The 24,892-nt window shown below is 71.4% G+C and carries 23 protein-coding genes; 7 read left to right on the top strand and 16 right to left on the bottom strand.

Annotated features, from left to right (window positions below; genetic code table 11):
* Positions 1-2,998 precede the first annotated feature (2,998 nt).
* The 4 genes from AQJ30_RS38655 to AQJ30_RS04215 form a co-directional block, all read right to left on the bottom strand.
* Entirely contained in the window at positions 2,999-3,157 is a 159-nt protein-coding gene (locus AQJ30_RS38655; protein WP_342671613.1) for a DUF6760 family protein, read from the bottom strand.
* Positions 3,154-3,669, bottom strand: a complete 516-nt coding sequence (locus AQJ30_RS04225) for a hypothetical protein (protein ID WP_067228589.1) — start codon at positions 3,667-3,669, stop codon at positions 3,154-3,156. The genes AQJ30_RS38655 and AQJ30_RS04225 overlap by 4 nt, the downstream gene beginning before the upstream one ends.
* A complete protein-coding gene (locus AQJ30_RS04220) occupies positions 3,669-4,112 on the bottom strand; it encodes a phage tail protein (RefSeq protein ID WP_067228587.1) in 444 nt (147 codons plus the stop codon). The genes AQJ30_RS04225 and AQJ30_RS04220 overlap by 1 nt, the downstream gene beginning before the upstream one ends.
* A gap of 67 nt (positions 4,113-4,179) precedes the next feature.
* A complete protein-coding gene (locus AQJ30_RS04215) occupies positions 4,180-5,760 on the bottom strand; it encodes a phage tail sheath family protein (RefSeq protein ID WP_067228585.1) in 1,581 nt (526 codons plus the stop codon).
* Positions 5,761-5,921: 161 nt separating this feature from the next.
* On the opposite strand from AQJ30_RS04215, the gene AQJ30_RS04210 reads away from it, so the two are divergent.
* Entirely contained in the window at positions 5,922-7,406 is a 1,485-nt protein-coding gene (locus AQJ30_RS04210) for an RICIN domain-containing protein (RefSeq protein WP_079083790.1), read from the top strand.
* A gap of 22 nt (positions 7,407-7,428) precedes the next feature.
* On the opposite strand, the gene AQJ30_RS04205 is transcribed toward AQJ30_RS04210, so the two are convergent.
* The 7 genes from AQJ30_RS04205 to AQJ30_RS04175 all read right to left on the bottom strand — a co-directional run bounded on the left by AQJ30_RS04205 (position 7,429) and on the right by AQJ30_RS04175 (position 16,225).
* Positions 7,429-9,447, bottom strand: coding sequence for an ATP-binding protein (locus tag AQJ30_RS04205; RefSeq protein ID WP_067228581.1), 2,019 nt, complete (start codon positions 9,445-9,447; stop codon positions 7,429-7,431).
* Positions 9,444-10,169 carry a Pvc16 family protein gene (locus AQJ30_RS04200; RefSeq protein WP_067228580.1) on the bottom strand — a complete coding sequence of 242 codons (726 nt, stop codon included), beginning with the start codon at positions 10,167-10,169 and terminating at the stop codon, positions 9,444-9,446. The genes AQJ30_RS04205 and AQJ30_RS04200 overlap by 4 nt, the downstream gene beginning before the upstream one ends.
* 169 nt (positions 10,170-10,338) lie before the next feature.
* Positions 10,339-11,022 (bottom strand): helix-turn-helix transcriptional regulator, encoded by a 684-nt coding sequence (locus AQJ30_RS04195; protein WP_107119471.1) that lies wholly within the window; start codon positions 11,020-11,022, stop codon positions 10,339-10,341.
* A 38-nt stretch (positions 11,023-11,060) separates the two neighbouring features.
* Complete coding sequence (locus tag AQJ30_RS38325) at positions 11,061-11,318, bottom strand: hypothetical protein (RefSeq protein WP_067228576.1); 258 nt, start codon at positions 11,316-11,318, stop codon at positions 11,061-11,063.
* 191 nt (positions 11,319-11,509) lie between these two features.
* Complete coding sequence (locus AQJ30_RS38320; protein WP_067228574.1) at positions 11,510-12,565, bottom strand: SMP-30/gluconolactonase/LRE family protein; 1,056 nt, start codon at positions 12,563-12,565, stop codon at positions 11,510-11,512.
* Between the two features lie 1,009 nt (positions 12,566-13,574).
* On the bottom strand, positions 13,575-15,638 hold the full coding sequence (locus AQJ30_RS04180) for an eCIS core domain-containing protein (RefSeq protein WP_067228572.1): 2,064 nt from the start codon (positions 15,636-15,638) through the stop codon (positions 13,575-13,577).
* 134 nt (positions 15,639-15,772) lie between these two features.
* A complete protein-coding gene (locus AQJ30_RS04175) occupies positions 15,773-16,225 on the bottom strand; it encodes a DUF5707 domain-containing protein (RefSeq protein WP_211278921.1) in 453 nt (150 codons plus the stop codon).
* 314 nt (positions 16,226-16,539) lie between these two features.
* Between AQJ30_RS04175 and AQJ30_RS04170 the strand changes: the two genes are divergently transcribed.
* The 3 genes from AQJ30_RS04170 to AQJ30_RS04160 all read left to right on the top strand — a co-directional run bounded on the left by AQJ30_RS04170 (position 16,540) and on the right by AQJ30_RS04160 (position 18,644).
* Entirely contained in the window at positions 16,540-17,607 is a 1,068-nt protein-coding gene (locus tag AQJ30_RS04170; protein WP_067228569.1) for a M23 family metallopeptidase, read from the top strand.
* A 138-nt stretch (positions 17,608-17,745) separates the two neighbouring features.
* The gene (locus AQJ30_RS04165) at positions 17,746-18,417 is read left to right on the top strand and encodes an RNA polymerase sigma factor (RefSeq protein ID WP_067228568.1); all 672 of its coding nucleotides are present in this window, start codon (positions 17,746-17,748) and stop codon (positions 18,415-18,417) included.
* Positions 18,414-18,644, top strand: a complete 231-nt coding sequence (locus AQJ30_RS04160) for an anti-sigma factor family protein (protein ID WP_067228566.1) — start codon at positions 18,414-18,416, stop codon at positions 18,642-18,644. The genes AQJ30_RS04165 and AQJ30_RS04160 overlap by 4 nt, the downstream gene beginning before the upstream one ends.
* Before the next feature lie 246 nt (positions 18,645-18,890).
* On the opposite strand, the gene AQJ30_RS40025 is transcribed toward AQJ30_RS04160, so the two are convergent.
* On the bottom strand, positions 18,891-20,408 hold the full coding sequence (locus tag AQJ30_RS40025) for an EamA family transporter (RefSeq protein ID WP_159052292.1): 1,518 nt from the start codon (positions 20,406-20,408) through the stop codon (positions 18,891-18,893).
* A gap of 79 nt (positions 20,409-20,487) precedes the next feature.
* Between AQJ30_RS40025 and AQJ30_RS04150 the strand changes: the two genes are divergently transcribed.
* Entirely contained in the window at positions 20,488-21,369 is an 882-nt protein-coding gene (locus AQJ30_RS04150; protein WP_067228564.1) for a LysR family transcriptional regulator, read from the top strand.
* A gap of 60 nt (positions 21,370-21,429) precedes the next feature.
* Here the strand turns inward: AQJ30_RS04150 and AQJ30_RS04145 are convergent, their stop codons facing one another.
* The 4 genes from AQJ30_RS04145 to AQJ30_RS04130 all read right to left on the bottom strand — a co-directional run bounded on the left by AQJ30_RS04145 (position 21,430) and on the right by AQJ30_RS04130 (position 23,560).
* Positions 21,430-21,852 (bottom strand): DUF6924 domain-containing protein, encoded by a 423-nt coding sequence (locus AQJ30_RS04145; protein ID WP_067228562.1) that lies wholly within the window; start codon positions 21,850-21,852, stop codon positions 21,430-21,432.
* A 58-nt stretch (positions 21,853-21,910) separates the two neighbouring features.
* Positions 21,911-22,498, bottom strand: a complete 588-nt coding sequence (locus tag AQJ30_RS04140; protein WP_067228561.1) for an Imm21 family immunity protein — start codon at positions 22,496-22,498, stop codon at positions 21,911-21,913.
* Between the two features lie 69 nt (positions 22,499-22,567).
* Positions 22,568-22,963 carry a hypothetical protein gene (locus AQJ30_RS04135; RefSeq protein WP_067228559.1) on the bottom strand — a complete coding sequence of 132 codons (396 nt, stop codon included), beginning with the start codon at positions 22,961-22,963 and terminating at the stop codon, positions 22,568-22,570.
* 105 nt (positions 22,964-23,068) lie between these two features.
* Positions 23,069-23,560: a winged helix-turn-helix transcriptional regulator gene (locus AQJ30_RS04130; protein WP_067228557.1), complete on the bottom strand. Its 492-nt coding sequence runs from the start codon at positions 23,558-23,560 to the stop codon at positions 23,069-23,071.
* Between the two features lie 94 nt (positions 23,561-23,654).
* On the opposite strand from AQJ30_RS04130, the gene AQJ30_RS04125 reads away from it, so the two are divergent.
* On the top strand, positions 23,655-24,152 hold the full coding sequence (locus AQJ30_RS04125) for a tautomerase family protein (RefSeq protein ID WP_067228555.1): 498 nt from the start codon (positions 23,655-23,657) through the stop codon (positions 24,150-24,152).
* A 500-nt stretch (positions 24,153-24,652) separates the two neighbouring features.
* Complete coding sequence (locus AQJ30_RS39935) at positions 24,653-24,883, top strand: hypothetical protein (protein ID WP_211278920.1); 231 nt, start codon at positions 24,653-24,655, stop codon at positions 24,881-24,883.
* Positions 24,884-24,892: the final 9 nt, after the last annotated feature.

Raw genomic sequence — 24,892 nt, 5'->3', positions numbered from 1 at the left:
TACGTGCGGGGTGGACGGGAAGCGCTGCACCGGCAGGGCGGAGGCGGCGGGCTGAGGCGGCACAGGGGTGACAACGGGCATCGGGGCGCGCTGCAGAGGGACGGGTGTGTCGGCGCCGGCGGGTGGTCGCACGGGTGCGCGTGGACCTGCCGAGCGGACCGGGAACGCCTCGCCGTGCGTCTTCGGCTCGTGGTGAGCGAGCTGTTGAGCTGTGAGACGTCGGGGGGACGGCCCGGGATCGAGCCGTTGAACGGCGAGACGCCGGGCGGACGGCTCGGGAACGCCGGTCGGCTCAGGGGGCGGTGCCGGGGCCGGGTCGTTTGTGGGGGCGGGGTGGGGTCCGGTCCGGCGGGGTTCTCCACCGTTGGGGAGACGGGCGGGGTGGTAGCCGGTGCGAGGGGTCAGCGGAGCAGGGGCGGCGGTCATGCGCTGGACGGGGAGAGCGGGGGCGGAGGAGACCATGCCCGGTAGGACGGCGGGCGACGGGGAATCGGTAAGCGGGCTGAGGGCACGCTGGGCTGTTGGATGCGCGGCGGTGCGCGGGTGAAGTGCGGTGCGCTGGACTGGGGGTTGCTCGGCGGTGCGTGGGTGAAGTGCGGCCCCCTGGACCGATGGTTGCTCGGTGGCGCGTGGTCGAGGCGTGGTTGCCCTGCCCTGTTGGTGGGGTGGGAAGGCAGCGTCGGCGCCTGGCGAGAGGGTGCGTCGCAGCGTCGGACCAGTAAGGGCGCGGCGCAGGGGTACGGCTGCCCCGGCCTGTCGGTGGAGGCGGCCAACGGGGGCCGGTGCGGGCGGGACGGCGGAGGTCGGCGCTCGGAGCGCTCGTTCGGGAGTGAGCGCACGCAGGGGTGGAGGCACGGGCTGGGGGTGGCCCGTGCCTCCACCGGTCTTCCTCGTCCGGTGGTCTGGGTCGTGTGCGGACACGACGGGGGCGCCTGGAGCGGCAGCACGGTGAACTGCGGGCCTGTGCGGCCGTGGTGGTGACGCGGGTACGGGGAGGGGTGTTCCGGTGCGCTGAGCCGTGTGGGGGGCGTCCGGTGCCGGGGGCGCCGATCCGCTCACCGTGCCCGGGACGGCGCCGGCTTCGGGCGGCGTCGGCTGGTGGGGCATCCCGGCGTCGACACGGCCGGGCTTGGTGAGGGCGGCGACGGCCCTGTTGATCGGTACGGAACCTGCGCTGTCGGAGGTGCTTCGCTGAACCGGGGCCGTGGCGACAGCCGGAGGTCTGTGCGGCTGCGGACCTGGACCCGTGGTCGGCGTGGGTGTCGGCGCCGAGGGGGTGGGCAGCGGGGGACGGCCGGGTGCTGTCTGTGTCCCGCCGTGGCTGCCGGGCCGACCGGACGAATCAGACAAGTGCTCGGAAGGTGCGGGCAGGGCCAGGATCGAGGCTGCGTCGACGACCGTGGGTGCGCCGAGCCCCGCACGCCGTACGTCGTCGGCGGTGCGGCGCTGCACCGGGGCGACGGGACCGGCTGGTGACGTGCTGTGGGATTCTGCTGCCTCCGAGGCCGGTCCGCCGGACACCGGTGTGCCGAGGCACGTGCGCCGTGGGCCATGGGTCGGCGCCGTGGGCGGTTCGGCCTGGCTCCTCGTGCTGACGGGCCCACTGCGCTGGACCGGGCCCGCCGTGCTGGAGGACCGGGATGCCACCGCAGTCGCCTCGTCGGCGGGCCGGGAATGCGGCCGCTCCACAGGCACGGTCGGGGCCGGGCCGCTGGACGTCGGTGCGCCGAGCCCCGCGCGTCGCGCGCCGCGGAGGGGACCGGTGTCCGCGGGGGCCTGCCGACCGGCCGGCGGTGTGTGGTGTGACGCGGTCGCGGACGCCGAGGCGGAGTTGGTGTCTGCCGAAGGGCCGGGCCTTGTCCCGGAAGCACGGTCGACAGCACTGCGCTGGACCGGGGTCTGCGTACTCGCTGCTGGTTGCTTCCCGGGCGTGTTCGGGTGGTTCTCACGGGCAGTGGGAGCCGGAGCGAGGGGCGGGGCCGCCGAGTCGACCGGGGTGCTCACCGTCCGGCCTGCCTCACTCCCCCGAACCGGCGCGACCGCACCGGCTGACGACGCCCTTCCTGACACGCCGGCCACGGGAACCGCACCCGAGTCACTGGACGACTCCGGCGCCGTGCTCCGCTGGACGGAGGCCGACGCAGCCTCGGCCATCGGGGCCCGGAACGAGTCCGCGGACGTGTCCCCGGACGCCGGGGAAGCCGTACGCCCCACTACCGCGCCCCGCTGGACCGAGACCGAACCTCCAGGCGCCGCCTCCTCAGAGATCGCGGGAGTGGAGGCAGTCCGCTGAACGGTGGCCGACGATGTGCCCGAGGAGCGGGACGCACCCTCCCCCGCAGCCGGGGCCTGGGCCAGGGCCGTGGTCGGGGTGGGGCCGTCCGAGGGCTCACGGTCCGGGCCGGTGGCCGTTGCAGCCGAAGGCGCCGGTGCACCTCGGCTGTCGGCGGCCGGCGTCGGCCGGCGGGCCGTCGGCAGTGCCCGGCGCTGCGCCGGGACCGCCTGCCGGGACCTGGTCAGGGTGGTCGGCGGGGTGGGCGAGGGCTGGGCCGGGGTGACCGCGACGCCGGTCGGGCGGGACACCCGCAGCGGAAGGGCCGCCCGTTGGACCGGGATGCGCGTCTCGCCGTAGGGCACCACCGGCAGGGTGAGAGTGGGCTGTTCCAGCCCGGAGCCGGGTACGGCCGACGTCGTCAGCGCGTTCCTGACCAGGCCGCACGGTGCCTCGGCGAGCACGGCGTGGGACATGTCGCCGCGGAACGACGGGTTGCGCCAAGTGGTCAGCCGACCGCCGAACCCCGCGTCCGCGACCGGCCCGGCCGTGTCGGTGAGCACCCGCTGGAGCGGGGGCAGCGTGGGCCATCCGGCCGGCCGGGGCAGCTCCGGAGCGGGCCGAACCGCTCCGGTGCCCCCTTCCGCCCCGCCCGTCGACCGCTCCCTGCCCTGCGCCGGTTCACCTGTCAGCGCGTTCCTGAGCCGACCGAAAAATCCCACACCCTCACCCCTCCATCGAGGCACGGGCGACGAGCCCGGCGATCTGCTCGGTGTAACGGCGGCGCTCACGGTGTTCGAGGTCCAGGATCTCCTCCAGGCTCCAGTGGAAGTGGTAGGCGATGTACGCGATCTCCTCGTGCAGCCGGTCGGTCGCGTACATCACGATTCCCCCAGGCGGCTCCCGCCGAGTTCGACCTCGAACGGCTGCTCGCAGTGCGGGCAGGTGACACCCGCCCGGGTGTGGCCCTCGGCGTTGATCTGCCGGTAGAAGTCCTGGAGGAACGCGAGGTCGGAGGCGAACATGTTCTCCACCACCCCGTCGTGCACCACAGCCAGCGTGCCCAGCCGGGTGATCACCCGGCCGAGCAGGACCACCGACAGGTAGGCCGGGTTCTCCTGCACCCGCAGGTCCCGCAGCGGGATCAGTTCGTCCCGTGCGGTCGCGAGCCGCATGGTTCCCTCCCGGTGCAGGACTCCGGCCTCGTCGACGAATCCGCGGGGCAGCTCGAAGGCGAACTCCGTGAGCAGCCGCTGGGGTGCCGGGATGGCGGCTGGAGCGCCGGTCTGCCGGCCCGGCACCGTCGCCGCAGCGGCCTCGTGCCGTGCGGCTCCGGCGGCCGGGACCGCGTCCGGCTCGGCGATCGTCGCCCCCGCCCCGCGTGCCGAACGACGCATTACTCGATGACCAGTTCTTCGAACGTGATGGTCACGGTCTCGGTGAGCGCGGCCGCCTCACCGGCCTTCACCGTGCTGGTGTCGACCTTGCTGCACCAGGCGTTGCGCATGTTGTAGCGCTTGACGGGGTTGTCCTGGTAGTCCATCACCAGGATGGTGGCGTTCTTGCGGGCGCTGCCCATGTTCCCGGCGACCGACTCGCTGATCCACTGGTTGAAGGCGGCCGACTGCGTCATACCGCGGACCACGGTGCACGTGCCCGCCTTCTTCACGCCCGGCAGCTTCTTCGTCACCGCCCTGCCCTGCGAGGAGACCTGCTGGTACTCGATGACGTCCTGTTCGAGGCTGAGGCCACTGACCTCCGCGAGGTACTCCACCATCACGCCGTCGATCTGGAGGCCGAAATTGTGTGAGGTGAGAGCGTCACCCGGCTGCAGACTCATCCGTGCTCTGTCCTTCCAAGGGATACGTGCTACTTGCGGTACGGGGGGTGGGAGGAGGTGTCATCCGCTACTCCTCCAGCTCCCCGCTGCCGCTGGAGAACTGGGCCAGCCGGAAGATCACGAACTCGGCCGGCTTGACCGGTGCGATGCCGATCTCGCAGACGACCCGGCCCAGGTCGACCGACTCCGGCGGGTTGGTCTCCTCGTCGCACTTGACGTAGTAGGCCTCTTCGGCCCGGGAGCCGAAGAGGGCGCCGTTGCGCCACTCGTTGACGAGGAAGGCAGAGATGTTGCGCCGGATCCGGGCCCACAGGTGCTGGTCGTTGGGCTCGAACACCACCCACTGGGTGCCGATCAGGATCGACTCCTCCAGGTAGTTGAAGTAGCGGCGCACGTTCAGATAGCGCCAGGCCGGGTCGGAGGAGAGGGTGCGGGCGCCCCAGACCCGGATGCCGCGTCCGGGGAAGGCGCGGACGCAGTTGACGCCGACGGGGTTGAGCAGGTCCTGTTCACCGCGGGTGATCTGCATCTCCAGGTCCACCGCGCCGCGCACGATCTCGTTCGCGGGCGCCTTGTGCACGCCGCGCTCGGAGTCGTTGCGGGCCCAGATCCCGGCGATGTGGCCGCTCGGGGGCATCGTCCGGGACTGGCCGGTGGCCGGGTCGAACACCTTGATCCAGGGGTAGTACAGGGCCGCGTACTTGGAGTCGTAGCCGGCCGTCTCCTGGCGCCAGACACGGATCTGACGGGCGTTCAGGCCCGGCGGCGGGTCGATGACGGCGACGCGGTCGCCCATCAGCTCGCAGTGCGCGATCAGTCCGAGCTGCACGGCCTTGACCGCTTCCAGGTCGATCGCGCCACGCTGGTAGGCGGCCATCAGGTCGGGCACGGCGACCATCGAGACCTCGTCCACCGCCTCCAGACCGCCGAAGCCGGTGCGGTCGGCGGAGTCGCCGAGGTACTCGGCGGGGCCGGGATGCGCGGTGTCCGTCCCGGTCGGGGCGAGCGGCGCGGGCGCGGGGGCCGGCAGGGCCACCGTCTGGTTCTCGGGCCGGGCCAACTGTCCGACGGGTGCGGCCTCCTGGACGGTGATGAGCTGGGACTGCTCCCTCACCTGCGTGACGACGTAGTTGCGGCCGCCCTTCTTGGCGGTCACGTCGAAGGTCTCGGCGACCTTGCCGCCGTCCTTGACGATCAGCCTGAACCGCTCGGCGGGGCCGTCGCCCTCCGGGTCGGCCACCTCGACGCTCAGCGAACCGGGGGCGGCGGCCGTCACCGTGAAGGTGCCCAGCCGCTGCGGCTCGCCGGGCGGCAGCGCCGCGGGGGTCGAGGAGCCGTTCACTGCCGTGTCGGGGGCGGCCGAGTCACCGGACGCGCCTGCGGGGACGCCGCCGACCCGGACGACGTAAGCGGCCGAGCCGCCGTTGTTGAAGAAGCCGTAGACGCTGTGCGCCAGGTAGTACCCCTCGGTGAAGTCGCCGAAGGACGCGATGTACTGGGTCCAGTTGGTCACCAGCGTCGGCTCGTTGAGCGGGCCGGTCGGTGCGAGACCAACGAAGGCCGCCACCGAGGTGCCCACCCCCTCGATGGGGCGGGAGCCGCTGGCCACTTCCTCGACGTAGACGCCCGGCGACAGGTAGGACGGCATACTCGGCACTCCTCGGGGTTCCAAACAGGTCGTCACCAAGCCTGGGTCGCGGGCCGGCTCCCGGGAACGTCCTGCGGTACCGGTTCGAGGGCAGCGGCGTTGCCCGCGCGGCTGCCCCACGGCCTCTGACCGGCGCTCGCGTGTCCGCGTAGCGTCGCGGCGTGAGCCTATGGACTTCCCTGGAACCCGCCTCCGCAACCGTGGACCCGGGCGGCACCACCACCGTGCGGCTGCGGCTGCGCAACACCGGTGACGTCGTCGACGAGTACCGCTTCGAGGCGGTCGGCGACACCGCACCGTGGACCACCGTGGAACCGGCGACGCTCCGGCTCTACCCAGGGACGACGGGGGCGGTGGAGCTGACGTTCGCGCCGCCGCGCACACCCGACGCGGCAGCGGGCCCCCATCCGTACGCCGTACGCGTCACACCCACCGAGCATCCGGAGGCGGTCACCGTCCCCGAGGGGAACCTCACCATCACGCCGTTCAGCGAGGTCCGCGCGGAGCTGGTGCCGCCCACCGTCAAGGGCCGCTTGCGCGGACGGCCCCGGCTCGCCGTCGACAACCTCGGCAACACCACCCTGACGGCGTCCGTCAGCGGCGCCGACAACGGTGACGATCTTTCGTACGACCTCGTTCCGGGCCATGTGCAGATCGAGCCGGGACGTGCCGCGTTCGTGCGGGCGACCCTCAAGCCACGCCAGGTCATCTGGTTCGGCTCGAAGCAGCGGCGTCCCTACACGCTGACCGTGCAGCGGTCGGGGACGGCGCCGCTGGAGGTCGACGGCACCTATGTCCAGCGGGGGTTCCTGCCCGGCTGGCTCGCCACCTCCCTGGGCGTCGCCCTGGCCCTGGCCATCACTATCGCGATGCTCTGGATCGCCTACAAGCCGCAGGTCCGCACCGCGGCCGTGGAGCAGCTCCAGCAAGCCGGCGTCAGCACCCTGCCGCCGCCCGACGCCGCGAAGACCGACGTGGCCGACGCGCCGTCGCCGCCCGGCGCGGAGCCGACCGCCGAGCCGCCGCTGGAGCAGGCACCCGAAGACCCTCCGCGGGGCGACGCGGGCGGGGGCGGCGGCAAGAAAGGCGGGGGAAGCGGCGACGCGACCACCTCTCCGAAGGCCAAGAAGGAGACCGGCCAGCGGACCGTGACCAACGTCCTGCTCCGACTCCGGTCGGTCAAGCGGTGCGCGGACGTCCCGGACGTGGCCGAGCCCCAGCGGGGCGATCTGGTCACGGCTGACACCTGCGATCCGGGCTCCGGGAGGAACGAACGCTGGAACATCGAGGTGGTGCAGCCGAAGGGCGGCCCCGGGGACACCGCCCTGTTCCAGATACGCCAGGTCAAGGGCGGGCTCTGCATGGACCTCAACGGGTTGGGGGCCAAGCCCGCGGCCAGCGCGGTGTTCACGTACGGCTGCAACGGGACCACCGGGGACAACCAGCTGTGGTGGCTGGACCAGCAGGACGAGGACACCTACTGGATCCGCAACTTCGCCAGCCACGGTTCCTGCCTGGACATGGCGGGCACCAGCGTCAGGGGGAATCACGACCGGCTCGTCATCAGGGACTGCGTCGAGGGCGAGGCCCAGAGGTGGCAGCTCGTCAACCCGACCGCCCCGCAGTGGACGATCGTGCACCCTTGACGTCCGGTGAGATCCGCGTCCGCTACCAGCTGCCCTCGCCCGGCACCAGGCGGCCCGCCTTGCGGTACTCGCGGCGGGCCCCCTCCAGCAGGTCGGCGGTGGTGACCGGTTCACCGCGGCCGGCGGCGGCGTAGGCCGCGGTGACGACGGCGCTGCGGATCGACCCGCCCGCCAGCTCGAAGTCGCGGGCGCACCTGCCCGGGTCGGCGTCCGCCGCACACGGCACCCCGGCCAGGCTGTGCCGCCACAGCGCCAGTCGCTGCCGCACGTCGGGGAACGGGAAGTCGACCACCAGGTCCAGTCTCCGGGTGAACGCCTCGTCGATGTTGGCCCGCAGGTTGGTGGTCAGCAGCGCGATCCCGTCGAACGACTCCAGGCGCTGCAGCAGATAGGCGCTCTCCATGTTGGCGTAGCGGTCGTGGGAATCCTTGACCTCGGAGCGCCGGCCGAAGACGGCGTCGGCCTCGTCGAACAGCAGGACGGCGTCGGTGCGGTCGGCCTCGGTGAAGATGCGCTCCAGGTTCTTCTCGGTCTCGCCCACGTACTTGTCGACGGTCGAGGAGAGCTGGACGACGTAGAGGTCGAGACCCAGTTCGGCGGCGACGACCTCGGCCGACAGGGTCTTTCCGGTGCCGGACTCGCCGGCGAAGAGCCCCAGGACGCCGCGACCCCTCCCGCCGCCCGCGCTGAGCCGCCAGTCGCCGAGGACGCGGTCGCGGTGGCGGGCGCGCAGGGTCAGTTCCCGCAACTGGGCCAGCGGCTCGTCCGGCAGGACGAGGTCCGCCCAGCCGACGTCGGGCCTGATGCGGCGGGCGTGCCGCTCCAGACCGGACGCGGACTGCTGGCGGGCGGCCAGCCGCAGATGGGCGGCGGTCAGCGCGGTCCCGTCGAACGCGGCGAGTTCCCGGGCGGCCCGCGCGACCCGGGCGATCCCGTCGGCGCCGAGACGGTACGGCGCCACGGCCGCCGCCAGCTCGAAGCCCGGTGCCTCGCCGAGTGCGGCCGACCACTGGGCCCCGGTCCCCGCCGCGCGGCGCGGCACCTCCAGGACCAGCGGGTCACGGTCGCACCACTGGGCGTCGTAGGGCCGCTCACCGGCGAACAGCACCGGGATGTCGGGGGTGGTCAACTCCCGGACCAGCGGGGCCGGTTCGTCGGGGAGCCGGGACACGACGAGCGCGCAGCCGCGCAGCCGGGCCTCACGGAGCAGCTCGGGGAGCGGCACGCCGCCGGAGGCGCTGACGTGCAGCGCGTCGAGTCCCGCCGCGCCCAGCGCCGCCGCAGCGAGGGCCGGTCCGTCGCCCGGGCGGTGTTCACGCAGGTAGGCGACGAGTGGAGCGGCGCTCAGGCGCGCGGCGAGTCGGCGCGTGAACTCCTCGTCGTAGGGACCCGAGGGCTCTTCGAGCGGGCGCAGGTGCGCGGCGAGGGCGGCGTCCGGGGTGTCGTCGCCCAGCAGATGAGCCACGAGGCGGTCGGGGACGCGCAGCGTCCGGCTGAGGAACGGCCGTTCCGGCTCCTCGACGTCGAGCAGTCCGAGGGCGCGCAGGGGGGCCGACGGATGGAACCTGGCCCGCGCCCACGCCAGGTGCACGGGTGCCCCGCACATGTCGAGAGCGAGTCCGGTGGTGGCTCGGCGGCGGCTCACGTCGTCGTTCAGGTATCCGTACAGCGCCTCGAAGGCGCGGTCGACATCGGGTGCCAGGGCGATCAGGAGCAGGGCGGTGTCCAGTTCGGTGAGCGCGTGTCGCTGCGCGAGCCGGGCGAGCCGGTCGCCGCCCGCCGTCGTGGCGGCAGGCGCCGGGGCGTCCGCGGGCTCCGTGTTCGCGCGGCCCAGCAGGTGCCGTACCGCGTCCTCGGTGAGGTACAGGCCGCGCAGGGGGTCGTCCGCGGTGGGGTCGGTGGCGCTGCGCCGCTCCACCAGCAGGGCGGCCTGGTCTCGGATGGGGGCGAGCCGAGCGATCAGCGCGCGGGAGGCGTCCGGCAAGGGGTCGCGGGAGCGCGGGGGTGCGTCTTCGGAGAGCGCGGAGGTGTGCGGGGTCATTTCGGTGCGGGCTCCGGATTCGGGGGGCCGGCCGCCGTCGCGTCCGACCCGTGCCGGCCCGGCAGACCGCGTGCGGCCGCCCTGGCCGCCGCGGCCTCTGCCACCTGGTGTGGCCGGTGCAGCCGCTCCGGCGCGTCCTGCGTGCTGCCGCCGATCGCGTGTACCCGCACCGCGGCGCCGTCCGTGACCGGCGGCCCGACGTCGTACTCGGGGTAGGCCGGGAACGGCGCGGTCACCACCAGGTCCAGGGACGGCTTGAGTTCCCCGCCGAGCGCGGACCAGATCTCCGCCAGCGACCGCGCCTCGGTCTGGAGACCGGCGACCGTGAGGGGCATCGACAAACGCAACGCACCCAGCGCGCCTGGGAGTTCTTCGGCCGGGATCAGCTCACGGGGCAGCAAGGTCGCCAACACCGCCGAAAGCAGCCGGTGTTCGTCCTTCGGTTGCTTCGTCCAGGCCGTGACGAGGTACGAGAGCCGGAACCAGCGCGGCGGCTGGCGCCGTTTCCGCACGATGCCACGGTCGTCCTCGACCGGGGCCGAGCCACGGTGCCGCCGCCGCACGTCCTCACGGATGTCGTACAGGTAGGCGTTGACCGCGGTGGTGTTGCGCCGGGCGGCCCAGTCGCGGGTCGGGGCCTCGAAGGAGACGTCGACGCCGGAGCCGGCCAGCGCGCCTCCTTTGAGGAGCCGTTCGATGACTTCGTCCACCTCGTGGATCATCGTTGTCTCCCGTTCCTGGCCCAGGTGGCGCCATGCCGTTGCGGCGAGTTCGCCGAACGGGCGTGTGGGTCCGATTCTTCGCGTGCGCGCGCCGGCCGCCCAGGCACGGGAGGGACGATGCCGGGGTGGCGCGGCGTGCCCGGGCGGCCGTGCGTCGTTGCCCTCGCGGTCAGATGATCCCTTCCCGCAGGGCATAGGCCACGGCATGGGCCCGGTTGCGCAGGTGCAGACGGGTGGTCAGGCCGTGCAGCACGTTCTTGACGGTGCGTTCGGAGTACGCGAGCTTGGCGGCGATCTCCGTCGTGTCCAGTCCGTCGGCGACCAGCCGCAGCACGTCCGCCTCGCGTGCCGTCAGCCCCGTCACGGGGGCGCTGGTGTTTCCCGCGGCGCTGCGCTGGAGGGTGCCCACCTGGCTCATCAGCCTGCCGAGCAGATCGGCGGGCAGGTCGCCGTCGCCCCGCGATGCCGCGATGACGGCCTGCAACAGCCGCTGCGCGGTCGCCTCGTGACGCCAGACGACGGCTCCGACACCGCACTCGATGACCGCGAGGAGTTCACTCTCCCGAAGTGCGCTCACCACAAGGACGGTGCGGGCGCCCTCTCCGCGCACGAGCCGGCGCAACCGCGCGAAGGTCGTCTCGTCCGGTCTCTCCTCGACCAGCACGGCCACGGCCCCGGTCCCGGGCCGGGTCTCGTCACGCAGGTCGATCACCGGATGCTGGCGCAGCTGACTGGCCGCCCCCGCTCCGGAGATGGGGTCGCGCGCATGGACGACGACGCCGATGCGGTGCCCGGAACCGTCCGGTTCCCTGTCCGTGGTGCCGGCCGAGCCGGGTGCCGAGGTGCCCGACATGTTGCTCACTTTTCCCCCATGTCTGTCTGTGGCCTGCCTTACTGATTCACCATGGAGCCGACCTTGCGGACCGGTTCGTCGGTGGGCGGCCGCTGGTCCGACCCTCTGTGGGCGCTCACGAAGCCGGTCATTGGGTCCGTCGTCGCGCCGGAGGAGCGATCGTCGACGTCGTCCCGGTCGAATGGCACACGGGCGTACTGGCCGGCGTCGTTGGGCAGGCCGTGCGGGTGGCTGCGCTCCGGGCTCTTCTTCAGCGTGCGGTTGAGGAACAGTGCACGCGGGTCGTCATCGCTCATACCCCTCAGTGCGGCGGACGCCGCGAACGTTACAAGGGCACCGGAATTGTTTTCGCCCGGCGAACCCCGACTCAACAAGCCGTGGATCGTGGACGACGAGTTGTGGGCCCGGATCGAGCCGCTGCTGCCGGCCTGGCCGGAGCGGTCGCCGGGCCCTCGCCCGGTAGATGACCGGCGTTGCCTGCAGGGCCTCAGCGCAGCGGCAGGCTCTCGATGGTGAAGGCCGCGCTGGTCAGCGGTTCGCCGTAGAGGTACGTGTCCATCTGGGAATTGGTGACCAGCAGCCGGCTCCCGCTCACGGCGACGCCGGTGGTGGTGTCGGCGCCTGGGAAGGTGCGTTCGGAGACGACGACTGCCCGGGTGCTCCCGGCGGACAGTCGCAGTTCGGTGACCTCGTTGTTCACCGAACGCGCGACGTACAGGGTGTTTCCCCGCCGGACGATGCCGTCGGCGCTGGGCAGCGGCGGTGCGTCGATCCTGCGGACACCGCCGGTGGTGAGGTCGAGCCGGTAGAGGGCGCCGCTGTACCAGTAGCCGATGATCAGCGACGTGCCGTCGGGGGCGGTGGCGATGCCGTTGCCGTTGGACTGGCCGGCCACGTGGTCCGGCAGGTGGTAGGCCACCCGCAGGGTCCGGTGGGCGCCGGTGGCGGGGCCGTCCACCTCAGCGGCCGGAATCCGGTAGACCACGGCGCGCAGCGAGTCGGTGATGTAGACGTCCCCATCGAGGGCCACGGCCGCGTCGTTGACGAGGGTCTGTTCGCCGGTATCAGGGACGGTGTAGGCCGCGACGAGCCTCCCGGAAGTGCTGTAGACGAAGAAGCGCCCGGTGAACGCGCCGGCGACCAGCAGGCGGTTGCCGGTGGTCTTGATGCCTGTGGCCTGGGTGCGGCCGTCCTGGCCGGCCGGCAGGAAGGGTTCGAGCGTGGTCGCCCCGGGGCGTCCCCGGTAGACGGTGCCGTCGCCGATGCTGCTGGCGTAGACGAAGTGGCGGTCGGCCGCCACGCTTTCAGGGAACGCGCGGCTGCCGTCGAGGGTGATCGCCCGGTTGCCGTTCCCGCCCGGGGAGGTGTGGGCGGGGGCGGGGCCACCGGGGGTGGCGGCGGTCGCGGGAAGCGTGAACGCGCTCAGGGCCGCGGAGGTGGCGGTAAGGGTGACGAGCGCGCGCCGCCCCACGGCGCGGACGGTCGTACGGGCGGACGCGGCGCGGGTGGACGCGGAGAGCGGGGGAACGGTGCGGGAGGGCATGGGCGGCAACTTTCCGGGTGATGGCAGGGTCGTACACGGCGATGAAATGAGGGGTGAGCGCCTCGCGGCGGTCCGGGCGCGACGGCCGAGGGGGCGAGCGGACGGTCAGCCCAGCGCGGCGGCGACAGCGTCGGACAGGGCAGTGGCCGGCCGATCAGGCGGCTGAGGTCGCCGGATCCCGTGTACAGCTCGCCGCGGCTCATCCCGAGATCGGTGTCGGCGACGATGAGCATGAGATCGCCCCTTCCTGCCGCGAACTCTCCTCGCGGCGTGACGAAGCCCAGGTTGACCTGATCGCTCTCCGTCGGTAAGTAGCCACTTGCCGGTAAGGTGACCACCTGCGGGAAAGCATCGAGGTGAGTGGGATGGCGACCGCCGAGAATGTGACGGAGCCCATGGCGCCATGGGACCCGTACACGCGCGGCCGCCCCTCGCGCGACCTGCTCGACCAGGGACCACTGCGCGTACTCACCCAGTGGTCGGTGGGGCACGTCGGCGAAGTCCTCGCCGCACGTCAGGAGTACGACGTCCGCGCCGAGGGCACCCCCCGAGCCTCGCGCCCCACGGCCGCACCCACGCCGCGCAAGTCGCCCACATCACCAGCTCCCGGCCCGAGTCCCTGGCGAGTACACGACGTGGAACGCCCCCACGACCGCTGGCTGCATCAACAACCAGGCGGGCACCCAGTGGACCGCGGCCGACGCGTGGGTACCAGAAAGACGCCCGCCGCACCGGAAGTCGTCCGCGGCAACAACATCAACTGCACCAACGGCACCGTCACCCCATACCAGTGGCGAACGGCGGCGCCGTTCCCAGCGGACGGCGAGGCGCTTGAACTGTATCCGGGGACGGCCGGTGTCCGGGTCGGTGGTGGCCTTCGCCGACCAGCCGGCGGTTCCCGACGAGGGCAGCGAAGCGACATCGCCGCCACCGGCCTTGCCGCAGCCTGGCCGGACGGTGTGAAGCTCTGGTCAGCCGACTATGAGCGCGCTGTCTGCTCTCGCCACTTTCAGCGCCGAGTGACCCGGTCGGCGCGCGCGTTGGTGAAGGTACCGACGTAGATCTCCTGGGCCACCTGGTCGGGATTTTCGACTTCGACCTCACCGTGGAACGTGTTGCCGCCCACGAACACTGCGTTGTCTCGGATGATGATCCTGTCCGCCGAGAAGGAGTTGTAGAAGTAGACGCCACCGGAGAGGATGATGGTGCCACGGCGGATTCTGAAGGTGTTGCCGATGTACAGGTCTTCGCGTGTAGGGTCGGGAAATCCCCCTTCCGTACGGCTCTCTTGCTGCCGGCTCCATGCACGGTAGCTGCCGCCGACGAAAAGGTTCCCGAGGAACAGCGACGCGTCCCCCACCACTCTGAAGACACCCTCGAATTCCAAGACCGTTGGCTCCTGCGCCCGGAATTCGTCGCGCGGGACTATGGGAGCACGTGTGGCACCTCCACCGAAGGACTCTTCAACGCCGGACGACAGGTGAAAGGTGTCGCCGACGAATTCCCTGCCGCGGAAGTAGTTTGCGTTGTACACGCCCCCTCTGCTGGGAATACTCAAATCCTGACCGCCCGAGTGGAAGTCACTTCCGACGGTCACGCCCCGGTCGGACCCGATGACCTCCTCGTCCGTGTCCTCACTGTGGAATATGACGGCCCCGGGGCCCGCATCGAAGTAGTTTCCGTGGGCCTGTCGCCGTCCATGACTGTTCTCCATGGGGGAGTTGAATTCGTAGTTGGGTTCCTGTCGCCGGCCGGGATCGTCGGCGGGGCGACGGCCGGACGCGTCGAAGAAGTTCGCGGCGCTCAGACTTCCCGTACCCCTATTGTCCAGGGTGCTCCCGGAGAAATTCCTGGTATGCAGGCCACCGGGGCGGCTTACGCTCCCTTGGTGGGAGGTAAACCGGTCCCCCCGGAACCGAACAACCGCCCCATGGTGCTGGATTCGGCCAGCTTGGATGCCGATATTCGAATACTGATTTTCGAAGTTGTTGGTCACCGGGGCGGTACTGCCACGTCTCTCCCTCCTTTGACCCCGGGAACCCGACCTCACGTCCTGGGTCACCGTAGCTCGGTGCTCGGCATGGCCTTGGTGGCCGATGTTCCTGCGTTCGTTGTCGTAGTTGTTGATCGCCGAGTCGGTTTCGTCGCTCCCCCCTACGAACTGGACAACCGACCTGTCGTACAGGACATTCGCTTGGGCCCCGATATTCGAATACCGGTTCGCGAAGTTGTTGATCGTCGGCCCGGTCTCGTCGTGGGAGGAGTGTGCCGGACTGGAAGGCCGGGAGACGACCGTCACCCGAAACTCGCCGTCAATTCCCTCGATCCGGCAGTCGGATCCGCGCCGGCCGCGTCCCGCTGCCCTGTCCGAGCCCCTCGACGGCATCCGCTGGACGGCGACGCCCTGGGCGGACGTGTGGTTCAACTCCGGGGCCACGGAACGCTGGACGCCTGCCGGCCGCTGCCCCAGCCTGGTGGCCGTGCTCTCCGCGTCACGCTCCCAGGCGTCGCCGGGGTCGCTGATGCCCGAGGGGACAGCCCCCGCGCGCTGCTGGCGGACGTGCTGCAGTTCGTGACGCATGGTGTGGTCGTCCATGTCGGCCGCGCTGCGGAAGACGATGTGGTGGGTCCTCGTGGTGTACGCCTTGGCGCCGACGGCCTCGGCCGAGCTGCGGTCGACGTGGACGCGGACGTCGCTGAAGTCCTCGCCGCCGTAGTCGCTCTCCATCCGGCGCCTGACGTCCGTCCGCAGCGGACTACCCGAGGCCCGCGTCACGGCATCCACCCGGTCCAGGGCGTCACGCTGGACGCTCTGGTCGTCGGCGCTTCGTTGCACCGTCGCGCCATGGCCGCAGTCCGCACTGTGCTGATGGCGCTCCCGGTCCACCAGCCGGGCGACCGCTGCGTTGCCGATCGTCCGCTGGAGGGACAGCGCCGTGGCGGGCGACAGGCCGCCCGCGAGCCGGGCGGCGGCCTGTTGGGGGCCCGCGCTTTCCGGGGGCCGGACCACACGCTGGGGAAGCCCCCGGCCGCGATCGGGATCTGCGGCGTGTCGCTGCCGGTCGGCGTGCATGGCTGTCTCCTCTTGTGCGGACACCCGGGGATCAAACCCTGATGCTGCTGGGGCAGCCGTTGCGGCGACAAGGGCGGGGAGGGCAGCCTGGAGGGCAGGGAGGACTGCCTGAGGGTTGCCTTGAGCGGCGGTGTTCAGCCGACGTTGAAGGCCGTGGTCTTGTCGGCGAAGGCGGTGTCGCCGTTCTTCGCCGTGGCGAGGGTGGCGACGTACCAGCGGCCGGTCCCGGACTCGGCGGCCTCGGCGGCGGTCACAGTGACCTTGTAGGTGCAGCGGGCGGTGTCGCCACCGGCGGGCTTGCACGTGGCCGACTCCGCGGCGGCCAGCTCCTTCTCGGTCAGCGGCTTCTTGGCGAAGGGGCCCTCGGCGGGCCAGGCCAGTACCTTGAGGCTCTTGACGCCGGACGCCGCCTTGACGTCGGTGGTGAAGGTGAAGGAGCCCTCGCCGTCTCCGGCCGGGGCCGTGTAACGGGCGGTGCTGTTGTTCAGGGCGGGCGGCTGGTCGCCGGCGTAGGCCAAGGCGAACGCTCCGGCGCCGCCCAGGACGACGAGTGCGGCGGCCGAGCCCAGGATGATGCGTCGAGACATGTCAGTTCTCCCCGTGATGGTGTCGATGTGAGCGGCGCCTCTGGCTGCGCCGTTGCATCAAGGATCACCGCGCGGGGCGGCCCGCCCGTGAGTACGCATACTCAACTGCGGATGGGGAGTTGGACTTCAGACCTTGCCCTTTCGCGCAAGTCGCCTTGTGCGGGCTCCCGTCATGCCCCGGGTCCCCATACGCATCGAGCCGGGGCCCCACTCAAGCCCACGCCAGGTGTGAGCTGCCGAACTGCCCTTTGAGGCAGTGTTCTTGACTTCGAGGACCTTGTGGGGCCCCAGGGTTTGATCACTACGCTCGGAGCATGACGGAAGGAATCGCCGAGCGCCGTCCGCGGCGACGTGGGCCCGGCCCCTTCGCGCTCGTCGTCATGCCGAGTCTGGTGGCGGTGGCCGGGGTGTCGACGTTTCTGGCGCTGCAAAGCGAAGAGCCGGCACCCGGACCGTCCAGCGGGACCAGTGGTACGGACGGGGTGAGTGACAAGGTCAACGGCTCCTACGTCCCCTGGCTGCGCAGGGCGACCCACGACTGTCCCGTCGTCACGCCCGCGGTCCTCGCCGCCCAGATCGACCAGCTCTCCGGGTGGAACGACGACACCCCGAACGTGTCGCAGCAGGGGATCGCGCGCTTCACCGACGTCCAGTGGAAGAAGTGGGGCCGCGACGACGACGGCAGCGGACGCGCCTCGCCGCGCGATCCGGTGGACGCGATCATGGCGCTGGGCCGGCAGGACTGCTGTCTCGTGCGTGAGGTGACCGCCCTCAGGACCCGTGGCACCGTCAACGGGGACCTCGTCGACCTGACCCTCGCCGCTCACACCGTGGGTGCGGACGCGGTGGCCCGGGCGGGCCGGGTTCCCGCCGCCGCCCGTGACGTCCTCGGCGAGGTCCAGGCGCGGCGTGCGCGGTACGAGTCGCTCGTACGGCAGAACCCCGAAGCGAACGAGGGCCCGACCACGTCGGCGCTCCTGTCCCCTCCCCTGCGCACCCTCACCGTCACCTCGGCCTTCGGGACGCGCGAACATCCGCTCACCGGAGTGACCAAGCTGCACACGGGAGTGGATTTCGGTTCGCCGCAAGGGGCGTTGGTGTCCGCCGCGCGCGCCGGCCGGGTGGAGTTCGCCGGGATGACTCGCGCGTATGGAAATCGTGTGGTGATCCGCCACGGAACCATCGGGGGCAAGCGGCTGGAGACGACCTACAGCCACCTTTCCGCGGTCCTGGTGGCCCCGGGGCAGTCGGTGTCGGTGGGCTCCTCGGTCGGCCGGGCCGGTTCCACCGGGCTGTCCACGGGACCCCATCTGCACTTCGAGGTTCTCCTGGACGGAGAGTACGTGGACCCGGTGCCTTGGCTGCGGGCGCCGGCCGGCTAGGAGCCGTGCCGCTGCCAGGGCGGCCGTACCGCATGGCCCTCTCGTTAAAGCCCGGTAACGGGCGTGACCTGCGCACATGACCCTCTGACCCAACCCGTAGGCTGAGCAGCACCGTTGACGGCCATGAGGAGAGAGACGATGGCGGGCGTACTCGAACTGCCCCCGGACGACGTTCTGGTACGGCGTTTGCGTGAGGGTGACGAACGGACCTTCGCGCTGGTGCTGGACAGTTGGTGCGGTGGCATGCTGCGGGTCGCCATGTCGTTCGTGTCGACGAAGGACTCCGCCGAGGAGGCCGTCCAGGACACCTGGCTGGCGGTCATCAAGGGCATCGGCGACTTCGAGGGACGCTCGAGTCTGAAGACGTGGGTCTACCGGATACTGGTGAACATCGCCAAAGCGCGCGGCACGAAGGAGAGCAGAACCGTTCCCTTCGGTGATCTCCTGGCAGAGGAGGAGGGCCCGACGGTGGATCCCGCGAGGTTCCGCGGCCGCGGCGAGCCTCATGCCGGGCACTGGGCCGTGGGGCAGGAGCCACGGCCCTGGTACTTTCCGGAGGACCATGTGCTGCGTGGTGAGGTCCGCGATGTGATCGAGGAGGCGATGGACGGGCTTCCGCCCCGCCTGCGCACCGTGCTCACGTTGCGCGACGTCGAGGGGTACGGCTCCGAGGAGGTGTGCTCCCTGCTGGACATCTCGCCCGGGAACCAGCGTGTACTGCTGCATCGGGCGAGAGCGTTGCTGCGTGGCAAGTTGGAGACGTATCTGTCGGGAACCCACGAGGCCGCTGTCGGGAGGGGGCAAGCGTGAACTGCGACGAGTTCGTGGAGCTGGTGACTGAATTCCTGGACGGCGCCCTGTCCGAGGAGGACGAGCACCGCTTTGTGGGGCACCTGGCCGAGTGCTCCAAGTGCGAGCTGTATCTGGACCAGTTCCGGCAGACGATCGCCACGACGGGCGAGCTGACCCCGGAAGCCATCTCCGACGATGCCCGCAGCCTGCTGCTCACCGCGTTCCGGGACTGGCGGCGGCCGTGAACCGGCTCTGACATCCGTCAGGCCGCCCGGTCCGGTTCGGCCGGCCCCCCGGCCGGCAGCGCGTGCCCGCAGAGGTCCAGCTGGCCGGAGCGGTGCCGGTGGCGGGTCTTGGCCGGCCAGGCGCCCACCTTGACGGTGTCGCCCCCGACGCGGAGCGTCTTCCGGGCGGCGGGGACGCGGCCCGTCGTCCGGCCGCCGTACCGTCCGGGTCGCCGGGGGGTGTTGCCGGCGCGCCCTGGACGCGGATCAGTCGGCCCGCACGGTGATGTGGCGGTCCGCTCCCGGGTTCTCCAGTTCGTCGACTATCGCCACGGCCAGGTCCTGGGCGCTGATGCATGAGCTGCCGTCGGGTGCGGTGAGCAGGGTGTCGGTGCCTCGGTGGTAGCGGCCGGTGCGGGTGCCCGGTTCGAGCCGGGCGGGCGGGCTCAGGTAGATCCAGTCGGCGGAGTGGGAGCGGCAGGTGTCCAGTTGGGCGATCCCGGCGGCTGCCACGGCCCGGTACTCGGCGGGGACGTGAGCGGGGTCCTCCGCGACGAGCAGGTCCCGCTCACCGGGGCTGCGCAGCGCCCCCGCGCCGCCGACCACGAGGACGCGCGCCCCGCTGTCCGCGGCGGCGTCCAGCACTGTGCGGGTGGTACCGGTGAGGAACGCGGGGTCGGCCGGTTCGGTCCGTACGGCCAGGACGACGGCGTCGGAGCCGGCCAGTGCCTCGCGCAGGGCGGAGGCGTCCCTGGCGTCGACCGGAATCGGTGTGACGCCCGGGTCGTTGCTCGTGGGCTTGCGGGACAGGGCGCGTACGAGGTGTCCGCGCGAGCGGGCCTCGTCGATCACCCGGCTCCCGACCATCCCGGTGGCGCCGAGCACGGCGATCGTCATGCGGGGCGTCGTCATCGTGGGCTTTCTCCTGACATCCAGTTGGGCCGCGAGCATGGCGGCCAGGGCGAGGACGAAACCGGTGGTCTGCGGCCAGGTCAGCGACTCGCCGAGCGCGATCCCGACGACGGTCGCGACCAGGGGCGACAGCAGGACGAGCGGGGCGGACGCGCCGACCGGGAGCCGGCCGATCCCGCGGAACCACACCGTGTAGGCGATGAGTCCGCCCATGCTGCCCAGCCACAGGTAGCCACCGGCCGCCCCGGTGTCGATCCGCTCCGGCATCCCCTCGACGGCGAAGGTGAGCGGGAGCAGCAGCAGTCCGCCGGCCGTGAGCTGCCAGCCGGCGAGGGCGAGCGGCCCGATCCCGGCGGGGCGGCCCCAGCGCTTGGTGAGGACGACACCGCCGGCCATCCCGGCCGTACCACCGAGGCCGGCGAGCACCCCCACGGCGTCCAGCCGGGCCTGCGGGCCGAGCACGACGAGGGCGACGCCGAGCACACCGAGTACACCCCAGGTCCAGCGCCAGGGCGTCGGGCGGTCGTGGAGCACGGCGATGGCGAGAGCGGCGACCAGCAGCGGCTGGGCGGCGCCGAGGGTGGCGGCGACACCTCCGGGCAGCCGCTCGGCCGCGACGAACAGCAGCGGGAACAGCGCGCCGATGTTGAGCACGCCGAGGACCGCGGCCTTCCACCACCACTGGCCTCGCGGAAGGGTGCGGGTGAGCGCCAGCCCGGCCAGTCCGGCGGGCAGGGCGCGCATCAGCCCGGCGAACAGGGGGTGTCCGGGCGGCAGGAGCTGCGTGGTGACGGCGTAGGTGGTGCCCCAGCACGCGGGGGCGATCGCGGTGAGGGCGACGGTCGCCGCCCGCCGCGTCGGCGAGGAGTCCATGCCGGAAGTCTGGCCGGACGCCCTTCCATGCGTCCAACGCATGGTTGTCACAGCAGCCATGAACAGGGACCATGCATCGGTGGATCTCCAGCAGATGCGTTACGCCGTCGCCGTCGCCGACACCCGCAACTTCACCCGTGCCGCGGAGCGCTGCTTCGTGGTGCAGTCGTCCCTCAGTCACCGCATCGCGGCACTGGAACGGGAAGTGGGCGCGCAGCTCTTCGCCCGCTCCAGCCGTCGCGTCGAACTCACGGGTGCCGGGGCCGCGTTCGTCGCCGCCGCGCGCGAGTGCCTGGCCGCCGCGGACCGCGCGGTCGCCGACGCCTGCGCCGCCAACGGGGTGGTACGGGGGCGGCTCGCCGTGGGCGTGATCGTCACTACGGCCGCCGTCGACGTGCCCGAACTGCTGCGGCGCTACCGGGACCGGCACCCGGACGTCCGGGTCGGTCTGCGCTCCGGCCGCAGTGACGAACTGGCCGCGGCGATCCGCGCCGGGGACCTGGACATCGCCTTCCTCGGCATGCCGCAGGACGAGCGGCCCACCGGGGTGGAGACGGTCGTCCTCGACCGTGACGAGCACGTACTGGTCGTGCCGGCCGGGCACCGGCTCGCGGGCGCCGAGCGGGTCACCCTCCCCGACATCGCCGAGGAGACGTTCGTGGACTTCATCGCGGGCACGCCGGCCCGGGCGCAGTCGGACCGGGCCTTCGCGGCGGCCGGGCTGGTCCGTGACGTGGCGTACGAGGCCGGCGTGGTGGAGATGATCACCGGGCTGATCGCGTGCGGCCTCGGTGTGACGTTGCTGCCGTCGGCCTACATCGGGCCACTGGCTGCTCGCGACCCGCAGCTCGTGCTGGTGCCGGTGGTGGACGGGCCGCGCCGGGTGGAGTATCTGGCGTGGAGCAGCTTCAACCCGAGCCCGGCGACCCGCGCGATGCTCGACGTGCTCGGGGTCGGGTGAAGGACAGTGCGACCGCGCGAGTCCACGGGCCATCCCCTACGACCGGCGCCCTGACCCGCGTCAGCGCTGGTCGAAGCCGCGGAAGGTCCCTGATCCATCAGCGGCGTCGGCGAACTCCGCGAAGTCCATGTTGGCGATGCAGAGGTTGGCCGAGATGTCAGGAAACCACCGAGCGGGGACCCTGAACGTCCGCCCGGGCTCGTCGGAGAGGTCCACGGCCAGGAGCGGGTGACCCGGATCCTTCATGGTGGCTGCGTCGGCCAGGAACAGGTGGACGATCTGCTCGACTTCGTCTGCAGCAGCCTCCTCGGCCACCAGGTCCTGGACCCCCACGCCGGCGAAGCGAAGATCGCTGACATACGTGGCATGGGGGTGGTCGTCAGCGGCGTCGAGTGCGGCGCGGACCGCGTTCCAGGCACCCTCGTCACCGAAGTCGGTACGCAGGACCAGTGAGGTCAGGTCATCGGGCTGAGGCAGAGGCATCTCGTGATCCTTTCACCTGGCGCTGACATCGACTGCCCGGACCGAAGCAACTGCCCGTTCAGGATTCGGTGGGCACGAGTTGGACCAGGCCGACCCGGTTTCCCTCGTCCGTTCTGGTGTGGGTGGCTCGTACCCTCCAACGGCCGGCGGACAGCGGGACCGGCGCCTGGGCGGGCATCCCGCCACCTGGATACTCGATGCCCAGGTCGTCGCCTGCTTCCGCGGAGTCCATGAGCACGGCCGGACCATCCGTCAGCCAGGTGCCGCACTCCTCCCACTCGGTGGCCGGGTCCACGAGGACAGCCTCTGCTGCGGCCTTCAGCCCGGTCTCGGAGTCGGCTGCAAGCCACCGCAGGAAGGCGCGACGTCCGGGCAGGTAGCAGCTGGTGGCCGGCTCGTCCGCCAGCACCAGTGCCTGCGCACCGTGAGCGCCGACGGTGATCACACCAGCCAGATCCTCCACCGCACAGGCCCGGTCGTAGTCGTCTGCGGCGGTGGCGTCCCCCGCCAGGACCCCGGTCTCCGTGCATCCGCGCCATGCAGCCAGAGCGGAGGAGGGGATGACGATCAAAGGTCCACCCATCGACTCCACCCAGACAGGAGAGGTGCGGGGCGCGTCGGTCGCGGTGGACGAAGAGAGGCTCATGCCGTCAGTCTGCCGCTTCGGCTCGATGGGTTGATGGTGACTGAGCGCTCCAGTTGGCGGGTGAGCGTTTCAGTGGGTGAGTCGGTTCGCCGAGACGAGCCACCGCCAGCGGCGACGCTCCGCGACAAGGGTGGCGGCAGCCAGCAGAAGCACGGGGGCCGCCGCCCAAGAAGGCCAGGCCAGCCAGGAGGAGACCACGGCCGCGACGAGTTGGAGCAGCACCAGCAGGATCGTGACCCAGCCCGGCACCGCGACGATCACGTTGGCCTTGTCTCCCGGAGTGGAGAACAACGTCGGAAGCCCGATGAGGGCCAGTACGGACAGGGCGGCAAGCAGCAATGAGTGGCCGGCCAGGGCCCATGGGGTGGCCACCCACGCGACGAGTTCCGTCGCGAAGCGCAGGGCGGACGCAGCGCGGTCGTCCGGCCGTCTCAAGGTCGTTGCGCCATCAGCAGCGTCGGTCACCTGCGGACGATCTCACGGCACGACGGCTGACTGCCAGGGGCTGGAACGCCGTCGCACCACGGCTTCCGTCCATACCCCCGGCAGGCGAGGCATGATTCCGAAACCTCAGGAGCTCTCCACGAAGCGCGCGCCCGGCCCGGGCGTGCGGCAGACGTCATCCGGGGCGAGGTGGCTGTGCCCCGCGGCGCACTCGAGGACGACCTTGACCGGCTCGTCGCAGGAGCTCGCATCGTCCACGGGCCGGTGCCGGACGATGACCGACGGACCCTGCGGGTCGGCGAGGTACGTGTCGCCCCATTCCAGGAGCGCCACAAGCGTGGGCCGCAACGCCCGGCCCTGCTCGGTGAGTTCGTAGGCGAAGCGCTGCCGGTCCCCGGGCTCCTGGTAGGGCACGCGGCGCATCACTCCCGCGGTCACCAAGGTCTCGAGCCGGGTCGCCAGGAGATTTCTGGCGATCCCGAGGCGGGAGTGGAACTCCCCGAACCGGCGCGCGCCGTCCAGCGCTTCACGGACGATCAGCAGCGACCAGCGCTCCCCCACCACCGAGAGGGCGCGCGCCACCGAACAGTTCACCGGGTCGATCCGCCGCGTCTCCATGGGACGAGTGTACCCATCTGGGTTTACAAGCTGTACTCAGCCCCCGTAGGGTCCGACCTGAGTTCAAAAAATAAACTCATCAAGGAGGTCGGCCATGCCCATGCTCGACGTGTACATTCCCGACGGCGCTCTCCAGCCGGACGCCGAGGCGGCTCTGCTGAACCGCATCACCGAGATCCTCATCCGTAACGAGGGATTCGACCCCGCCGACCCGGTGAGCCGTTCCGTCTCCTGGCTCTGGCTGCACCGGCCGGCCGGCGTCTACGTCGGCGGGGAACCCGCGGACGCACCTCGCTACAAGGTCGTCCCGTCCGTTCCCGAGGGCCAGCTCGACGAGCACAAGCGCGCGAGCGTCATCGCCGAGGTCACCGAGGCGATCCTCGACGCGGAGAACGGCGCCTGGCCGCGCGACGTCGGCCGGATCTGGGTGTTCCCCACCGAGATCCCCGAGGGTCACTGGGGCGGCCGGGGTCAGATCAGGCCGCTCGCCACGATCCTCGCCCGCCTCACCGGCAACGACACCCAGCGGGCCCGTACGCTCGCACGTGAGCGGATCGCCGCCGCCCGAGCCGAACACGCCCGCCTGCCCTGATGAGCGACGAACGGCGTGGGGGTCGATGCAGCCGGTGAAACAGTCGTCGCGATCAGCCCGGTTCAGGCGGCATCGGCCTTGTCACTAATCAGGAAGTCGGCCAGTTCTACCAGGCTCCAGACCCAGAACGGCAAGCCGTGCTCGGCCGGGTTGGACTTGGCGGTCTTCTTGATCTCGCGCCGCTCGGGCGGCGTTGACGTCCTGGGCCACCCGCCCGTGTACTTGTGCAGGGCGCCTCACGGGGGTGTCACCCGGGCCCGGAATCCGCGTGGGCCGGGCTGGGTGCGGGTGGTCTCGGCAGTGGCTGTGACCTTCGAGGGGCGGTCGAGGCTGTCGTAGTCGGTGGTGGTGGCCGCGTCGGCGTCGGTGTAGGTCAGCTGACGGCTGAGCTGGTCGAAGGTCTTGCTGATGGTGCCGCCGGCAGTGGAGATTTGCTTGTTCGCCAGGCCGGTCGTGGGTCGTAGCTGGTAGTGGTGCGGGTAGTGCCGTTGGCGGTCTCGATGACCTTGGCGACCTGCCCGTCGACGGTGTACTCGGTGGTTCTGGTGGGCAGCTGGGCGGAGTTGGAGCCGCCGCTGGTGATCGCCGCCACGGGTGCCGTCTGGCAGACCATGTCCGCCCACTCCGGGCGGCCGTTGCAGGCGCCCGTGCCGGTAGCGGAGGTAATCGACAGCGTGGCGATGCACGTCTTCGCTCTCGCTGTCGGCTTGTCTGCCGCTGGTGTCTCGTAGGGCACCGCG

It is taken from the genome of Streptomyces longwoodensis, from assembly GCF_001514125.1.
In the GTDB taxonomy this organism is placed as follows: Bacteria; Actinomycetota; Actinomycetes; order Streptomycetales; family Streptomycetaceae; genus Streptomyces; species Streptomyces longwoodensis.
The sequence above is the reverse complement of the archived record's forward strand: the minus strand, read 5'-3'. Positions and strand labels throughout refer to the sequence as shown.